This window comes from Mesorhizobium dulcispinae, assembly GCF_033977345.1.
GTDB lineage: Bacteria > Pseudomonadota > Alphaproteobacteria > Rhizobiales > Rhizobiaceae > Mesorhizobium > Mesorhizobium dulcispinae.
The window spans coordinates 1-6529 of record NZ_JAVIIY010000043.1 but is presented as its reverse complement, the minus strand read 5'-3'; the positions used below and the strand labels follow the sequence as shown (position 1 = coordinate 6529).

Genomic DNA, 6529 nt, shown 5'->3' with positions numbered 1-6529 from the left:
CCGACCCGCCAAATGCCGCGTCAGCGGCTTCGTTCAATCCCTTCCGATTCAATCAAGCTGTGAAACGCTCTAGGGCGAGCCGAAAAGCGCATCGACTTTCCTCGCTGCCCTGGCCTGGCCGCATCGCGAGGTGGCTAAATTAGATCAGCAACCAAGTCGAAATACCAGGCTAAGATTTCTCTGTAGTGGCGCTTGCGGACTTGCGCAGATTGCGAACTGGCCGATCATTCACCCATCTTGCTCCGACTGGAATTTGATACTGGTGCCTCGCACCTTGCCGCAACATATCCATGAGAAAATCGGCAGCCGGAGAAAACGGTAATCGCGGATCGTAAACAAGAAAGATCTCGCGTTCGACAACGGGAGCTACCAGAGATTTCAGCGTAAATTCACAAAATCCCATCATAGGAAGCACAAGACTCGGTACCACCGAAACGCCCAGATCGGCAGATACCAGGCCTGCGACGGTGCCCACATCCCGTGCCTCTACGACGGAACCGAGTTCAATCCCGCTTATCTGCAAAGCACGATCTACACGCGCCCGAATGCTACTTAAGGGATCGAAGGCTACGAAATCTTCGCCAGACAAGTCGTTCCATGACACCGTTTCCATGCTCGCGAACCGATGTGATTGCGAGCAAATACACATGAAACTGTCTGCGACAATTGGTTCGCAGATTAGTCGCCCTTTTGTTTTTGGGAAGGAACTGATACCGAAATCGACCTGTCCATCCAATACGCAACGGACAACCTCATCGGCAAAGCCGTCCTTTATTGACATTTTAACGTTCGGTCTGGCTTTGCGAAATGCAGAAATAATAGTCGGCAGCATGATGGATGCGACCGACGAAAGCGCAGCCAATCTCACGGTCCCGTCGAGCCCGTCTTGATAAAGCTTGAACCTCAAAAGCGCGCCGTCGAATTCTTCTAGAGCGCGGCGCGCATTCATGCACAACTGCTCGCCAGCCGACGTGAGGACCACTTTCCTTGTGGTGCGTTCAAACACGCGCGTTCCGAGCTCTTCCTCGATCTCCGACACGGTGCGACTTAGGGCCGATTGAGCGGTGTTTAGAAACCGGGCCGCGGCCGTATACCCGCCACGCTCCGCAACCGCAACGAGTGCGCGTAGGTGCCTGAGTGTTATATTGTTGCTCATCTGCGATTAATCTATGCCGAAGAAATGTTGGACGCGCAATAGTTTTTTGAAGATGCTGATAGAAACCGTAACCTCAAGAGAAAGATCGATGAGCGAAGTCCTCACACGGCGAGAAAGCCAAACATTCCATATCATTTTCAACCGCCCGGAACGGTTAAATGCCGTCAACGAAGCCCTCTACCAACAGACGTTGAATGCTCTCGATTCTGCGGACAAGGATCCTGAGATTCGGTGTGTCGTTCTGTCCGGGAACGGCCGTGCCTTTTGTGCCGGTGCTGATCTCAAGGCGCACAAGAGTGGTGATCGGACGCGCGAACAGCGCGAGGCCTACATCATACTTGGGCAGCGCGTCTGCGAGCGAATTCAGACTATGAAGAAGCCGGTCATCGCCGAGGTGCAGGGCTATGCTATTGGCGGCGGAGCCGAAATCGCAACCTCTGCCGATTTTCTTCTCATAGCCGACGACGCCCAACTTGGGTTTCCCGAAGTTGCGATTGGAACATATGTGGGCGGGGGCGTAACGATCCGACTTCCAAGACTAATCGGGTTAAGAAATGCTACGGACCTATTGCTACTTGGTAAAAGGATAACAGGCGCGAAGTGCCTGGAGGTCGGCTTGGCGACCGAAGCCCCGCCGGCGGACCAATTGAAGGAACGCACGGCCGCATTGGTTGAGACGCTCGTTAAGAACGCACCGCTATCAATGGCGCGTCTGAAGTCTGCGGTAAATTTCCCGCAAAATCCTGACGACGTTTTTCGGATTGAGGGCGAAGACGTGCTGGCAATCATGGAAACCGAGGATTGGGCAGAAGGCGTAGCTGCCTTCGCAGAACGTCGTTCGCCACGTTTCGCGGGACGGTAAAACAACGTTACCGCAAGAAGCCAACAGCCATGTTGGGCAGCGTAACATGGCTGCAGTGACCGGAGCATCAAACGATGCTGACAAGGTTTGCGAGTCGCCGCAGGGCAAGGCGCCGGGTGGGCCGGTTTTCTTGCGAGATGAACAACTGAGGTGCCGAACGCCCGCCTTCCTCCTGCCACCGGCCCTGTTGGCCACACCTTTTCTCGCTGGCATTCGCTCAAACAGGAGAACAGAGATGAATATCTCGCGTCCGGAAGAATCCAATTCGATTTTCGATTATCGTCTTGATGGTGCTGCTCCCAGCCCGCATCAGGTTGGCCCGGTTGAATCCACTTATGTGACTATCCGTGATGGCATAAGGATCGCCTTGGATGTTGTTCGTCCAATGGCTGACGACGCCAACACCAAGCGCGACACCATTCTGGTGATGACACGCTACTGGCGCGGCGTAAAAGGAGATCCGTCGAACAGATGGGCTGACCTGCTCGTACCAAAAGGCTTTGCAGTTGTCGTGGGAGATTCTCGAGGCACTGGTGCATCTTTCGGCCAATGGCCCTATCACCGTGCACGCGCCGAAACGCTCGATTTCAGCGAAATACTTGACTGGATTGCGGCTCAGCCCTGGTCTACAGGTCACGTGATCGGCTACGGCCTGTCCTACACAGCCAACACCGCGGACTGGATGGCGGAGCGAAATCATCCGGCCCTTAAGGGCATCATACCGCGGTTTGCTGACTACGATTCTTACGAAGACTGCTATTACCCTGGCGGAATACCCAACCTCTTCGTCGTGAGGAACTGGGCGGAACGCGTTACGCGGCTCGACCGTAATGTAGCAGTTCTCACCGATGGCCAGCAGTCGCCTGGCGTTCGTCCGGTAGGGCCCGATGGTGAAGCCGACCTTGCCGCGGCACTACGTGACCACGAACGCGCTGTGCCCATTTCTGAGGGTTTCCAGCAGATTACGTTTAAGGATGATCGCCCGACCACGTGGGGAGGAGACTCAATGATCGAGTGGAGTACCCAGGAAGTAGCGGACCGGATCTCTCGCTCCGGTACCCCCACGCAAAATTTAGCCGGCTGGTTTGATGGCGGAACGGCGCAAGGTGCCATTCGTCGCTTTCTAGGACAGTCAAATCCGATGAACATCATCATTGGTCCCTGGAACCATGGGGGCGATTATGCCTATGATCCCCTGCGGGATCCCGGTGAGACGATCGTTCCAACTTTCGAGACCCAGCAAGCGAATGATGTCCGCTTCGCGCAATTGTGCTTCAGCGGCGATTCCGATCAGCAGCAAGGGAAGATCCTTCACTATTACACGCTCGGCGAGGGCGTTTGGAAATCGACCCGCTCGTGGCCACCTGAGGCCACCCGCCAGCGGTGGTACCTGGCAGATGGCTTCCGATTGACTTCATCGCCCGGAGACACGGGCTTCAACGAGCTGGAGGTCGATCCTACGCTAGGTGACGTCAAGACGAGCCGGTGGGGAACCCAGATTGGTACCGGGCTGAAGGTGGACTACGGAGATCGTCGCGAGTTTGACGCCGCTCGTCTGGCCTATACCGGCGAGGCGTTGGCGCGTGACCTTGAAATCACGGGACATCCCGTCGTCCACTTGAACGTCACCTCGACGCGGGAGGACGGTGCCTTTTTGGTGTATCTCGAAGCCGTACGACCGGACGCTGTGTCCATTTACCTCACGGAAGGACAGCTCCGGGCTGTGCACCGGAAGGTATGGACCGATTCACCGTTCCGTGCGCTTGGACCACAGCACAGCTACCTCAGACGCGATGCTCAGCCACTCATTCCAGGCGAGGCGGCCATTCTCACTTTCACGCTCCATCCAATATCCGCACGTCTGCCAGCGGGGCACCGCTTGAGGGTGGTTCTGGCCGGCAGCGACAAAACCACGTTTCTCGACGTACCCTCCGGCGGAAAGCCGCCGCTTCTCAAGTTCCATCATGGTCCGGTAGGTTGCTGCATTGATCTCCCCATTGTCGAGGCCTGAGGCCATCGACAATGGTCAACGCTGGATGACCAGTAAAACAACTTGAGGCGCAATATCCGACCGCTACGGCGGTCGGCAGCCCAACCGGCGAAGTGCAACTGGACCAATGAAGTCTCTTTAGCGTTATGGGAGAACTTCACTTCCATAGCCCACTATCGATGTCGGGGGACAATCTGGCTGAGATACGCACAGCCCAGCCGCTTCTATATAGCGGCAGTGCGCTGAGATGAAAAATCCGCTGAGGCGTGGTGTTCTCTGGTGCGAGCCGATGACCAAGCGGGCTGTGCTCGCCTCGCACCCAGGGCGCTAAAATCACGCGGGCAAAGGATAAGCGCGGTGCCAGCCCCGGGCGCGTACCACGAAGCGGTGACTCTTGCTGAAGAGGAAAGCGGCGCCTTAATCGTAAGCGTTGCATCAAGGCGCCTTTCCTGAATCGTCTTGATGGTTGATTAAGTCGCTCGTTGGTTGGTGCGCCGGCGGCGATCACTCGAGGTCGTAGTGGGTGACTGGTGGAGTTCGCGAAGGGCGGGGACGACGAGGGCGATGTCCTTGTATGCCTCGTGCTCGATGAAGTGCGCGGTCTCGGGCCCGGCCCTGGGTTTGCCGAGGACGGGCCGCCCCTTTTTGTCGACGCAGTAGATCAGGATCGGCAGCAGCAGGCCATGGTTGGGGTTCTTGAGGTCGAGTAGCCGTTTCCAGCGTTTGATGTTGAGATTGATGGCCGCGTAGAACCCCTGGCACCACGGCCGCGGGTCGATGCCGCCGCTGGGCTTGGTGGTGAAGCGGGGCGCATAATCCTGCGGTCTGTCGAACAGCGTCTCGTTGATCCGGTTGTGGATCCTGGCGAGGCTGGCAAACACCGCGTGATCGGTTGCGGAGCCTTTGGCCAGGACGTCGCGCGGCAAGCCCATGACCGGGCACATCCAGTCTTGCGGGTCCGCGAACCGCGGCCCAGTGACCGCCGCCGTTACGAAGCCATCCAGCGCCGAGACGGTCCGCACCAGCGGGCGGGGGTTGGTCTTGACGGCCATCCAGGCCTCGAGCGCCTCGTCCGACAGCGCCATGTCATCGAGCGCGCTCATGCCGCCAAGGGGAGCGGCATCTCTTTGCACCGCACCCAATTGCACGGCATCAGTTCATCCCAGCGCGAGGCTGGCCAGTCGTTCTGGATGCGCTCGATGACGTCGGCCATGTAGGCTTCGGCATCGACGCCGCAGAGCTTGCAGGTCTCTATGATGCTGAGCACGACCGCCGACCGCTCGGCCGCGGCGAAGTTGCCCGAGAAAAGCCAATTGCGCCGGCCGACCGTAAATCCACGAATCGCGCGCTCCGCAATCAGGTTGTCGGGCTCGAGCTGGCCATCGTAGAGGAAGCGATTGAACGCGCGCCATCGCTTGGTGCCATGGGCGAAGGCCTTGACGATATCGGCATGGCGCGACAAACCGTTGGCCTGGCGCATGAGCTGTCGTCGCAGCGCACGCACCAGTGGTCGGGTCCGCCTTCGTCGTGCGGCCAATCGCTCGGCGGGCGGGAGCCCCGTATCTCTTCCTCGATCCGGTAGATCGCCTGGATCCCGGCCATCGCCGTCGTGCTGAGTTCGGTCGGCTGGCTGTCGTGAACGTCGAATATCTTGCGGCGCAGATGGGCCAGGCAGGCGGCTTCTCGAATGGCGCCGCCCCTGTAGATCTGATTGTAGCCGCTGAACCCGTCGGCCTGCAGCGTGCCGGCAAATCCGGCGAGCTCGCTCATCACGCTCTCGCCGGCGCGACCCATGGTGGCGCGGTACCAGGCGATCGGCGGCTCCTGCGAACCCGAGTTGCGGTCGTCGGCGACGTAAACCCAAAGCGCCCCCTTGTGCGTCGTGCCGGTGCTGGGCGCCAGGATCGGAAGCCGCGTGTCGTCGGTGTGTATCTTGGTGCGGCTACGGCCGATCTCACGGATGCGATTGTAGATCGGATCGAGCAAGGCGGCGGCGTAGCCGGCGCTGCGCGCAAGCGTGGATCGCTCGATATCGACGCCCTTGGCGGCCATCATCTGGGTTTGACGGTAGTAGGGCAGATGATAACCCCACTTGGCCATCATGATATGGGCGAGCGCGGCATAGCTGAGCTTGCCGCGTGCAATGGCCTTGGCGGGTGCTGGCGCCTGAATGATTTTATCGCAGGTCCGGCAGCTGTACTTGGGTCGAACGGTCTCGATCACCTGCCAGGCCTGAGTGACGAGATCGAGCATCTCGTCGCTATCTTCGCCCATGGCGCGCAGGTCGCCGCCGCAGCCCGGGCAGCCTGCGCAAGACGGCTCGCGAACGATCCGCTTGCGCGGCAGGTTGGGGTTGAGCTTGCGCATCGGCAACGCCCGAACCTTGTCGGTGTCGGCGACGATGGGTAGCTCGGCCTCGGGCGCGCCGGCGATGAAATCGGTCTCGAGATCTTCGAGTTCGAGCAGCATCTGGCCCAGCTTCTCGGACGAGCGGCCGAAGGCCTTGCGGTTGAAGCGATCG

The 6529-nt window shown here is 59.0% G+C and carries 5 protein-coding genes and 1 pseudogene; 2 read left to right on the top strand and 4 right to left on the bottom strand.

Translation table 11 applies throughout. From position 1 onward, the window contains the following. Positions 1-169 precede the first annotated feature (169 nt). Entirely contained in the window at positions 170-1156 is a 987-nt protein-coding gene (locus RFN30_RS32030) for a LysR family transcriptional regulator (RefSeq protein WP_320265946.1), read from the bottom strand. Between the two features lie 88 nt (positions 1157-1244). On the opposite strand from RFN30_RS32030, the gene RFN30_RS32025 reads away from it, so the two are divergent. Both RFN30_RS32025 and RFN30_RS32020 read left to right on the top strand, forming a co-directional pair. After that, positions 1245-2018: an enoyl-CoA hydratase/isomerase family protein gene (locus tag RFN30_RS32025; protein ID WP_320265945.1), complete on the top strand. Its 774-nt coding sequence runs from the start codon at positions 1245-1247 to the stop codon at positions 2016-2018. 235 nt (positions 2019-2253) lie between these two features. Next, on the top strand, positions 2254-4029 hold the full coding sequence (locus RFN30_RS32020) for a CocE/NonD family hydrolase (RefSeq protein ID WP_320265944.1): 1776 nt from the start codon (positions 2254-2256) through the stop codon (positions 4027-4029). Between the two features lie 449 nt (positions 4030-4478). Here RFN30_RS32020 and RFN30_RS32015 read toward each other — a convergent pair whose 3' ends face one another. The 3 genes and pseudogenes from RFN30_RS32015 to tnpC form a co-directional block, all read right to left on the bottom strand. Then, positions 4479-5111 carry a UPF0149 family protein gene (locus RFN30_RS32015; RefSeq protein WP_320265943.1) on the bottom strand — a complete coding sequence of 211 codons (633 nt, stop codon included), beginning with the start codon at positions 5109-5111 and terminating at the stop codon, positions 4479-4481. After that, positions 5108-5221: a hypothetical protein gene (locus tag RFN30_RS32010; protein ID WP_320265947.1), complete on the bottom strand. Its 114-nt coding sequence runs from the start codon at positions 5219-5221 to the stop codon at positions 5108-5110. The genes RFN30_RS32015 and RFN30_RS32010 overlap by 4 nt, the downstream gene beginning before the upstream one ends. A 126-nt stretch (positions 5222-5347) precedes the next feature. Next, positions 5348-6477 (bottom strand): annotated as a pseudogene (tnpC, locus tag RFN30_RS32005) (IS66 family transposase); the annotation flags it as partial. Positions 6478-6529: the final 52 nt, after the last annotated feature.

Excerpts from the sequence above, each read along its gene's own strand:
- RFN30_RS32030 (WP_320265946.1), bottom strand. The coding sequence starts at position 1,156 with ATGAGCAACAATATAACACTCAGGCACCTACGCGCACTCGTTGCGGTT.
- RFN30_RS32025 (WP_320265945.1), top strand. The coding sequence starts at position 1,245 with ATGAGCGAAGTCCTCACACGGCGAGAAAGCCAAACATTCCATATCATT.
- RFN30_RS32020 (WP_320265944.1), top strand. The coding sequence starts at position 2,254 with ATGAATATCTCGCGTCCGGAAGAATCCAATTCGATTTTCGATTATCGT.
- RFN30_RS32015 (WP_320265943.1), bottom strand. The coding sequence starts at position 5,111 with ATGAGCGCGCTCGATGACATGGCGCTGTCGGACGAGGCGCTCGAGGCC.
- RFN30_RS32010 (WP_320265947.1), bottom strand. The coding sequence starts at position 5,221 with ATGGCCGACGTCATCGAGCGCATCCAGAACGACTGGCCAGCCTCGCGC.